General features: G+C 63.9%; 1 protein-coding gene. It reads left to right on the plus strand.

What is annotated here, in order from left to right:
• The coding region (locus tag EN804_RS35860) for a LysR substrate-binding domain-containing protein (protein WP_246693547.1) at nt 1-283 on the plus strand (283 nt) is incomplete at its 5' end.
• Between the last annotated feature and the right edge of the window lie 38 nt (nt 284-321).

Here is a 321-nt window from a genome sequence, read left to right on the forward strand (position 1 = left end):
GTCGTTCTTTGGGCCTTTGTTGCGCGATCTCCTGAGCGCGCGGTTGCCGCAATTCGAGCGGGTGCATGAGGGCAGCATGTCGGTGGGGCTCAAGGCCATGGCGATGGCCGGCTGGGGTGTGGCCTGGGTACCGGAAAGCCTGATGCGGCACGAGCTTGATAGCGGCGCTCTGGTGCGGGCCGCAGACCCGACCTACGATATCGCGGTCGATATCAGGCTCTATCGCTCCAAGGAGAACCGCCGGCCCGTTGTCGAGCGCATCTGGGCGGTTCTCGAAGACTAGAGCATTTCCGGCCGCGGTTCTCCGACCGGAATGCGATA

This window comes from Mesorhizobium sp. M8A.F.Ca.ET.161.01.1.1 (assembly GCF_004792105.1).
Taxonomy (GTDB): Bacteria; Pseudomonadota; Alphaproteobacteria; order Rhizobiales; family Rhizobiaceae; genus Mesorhizobium.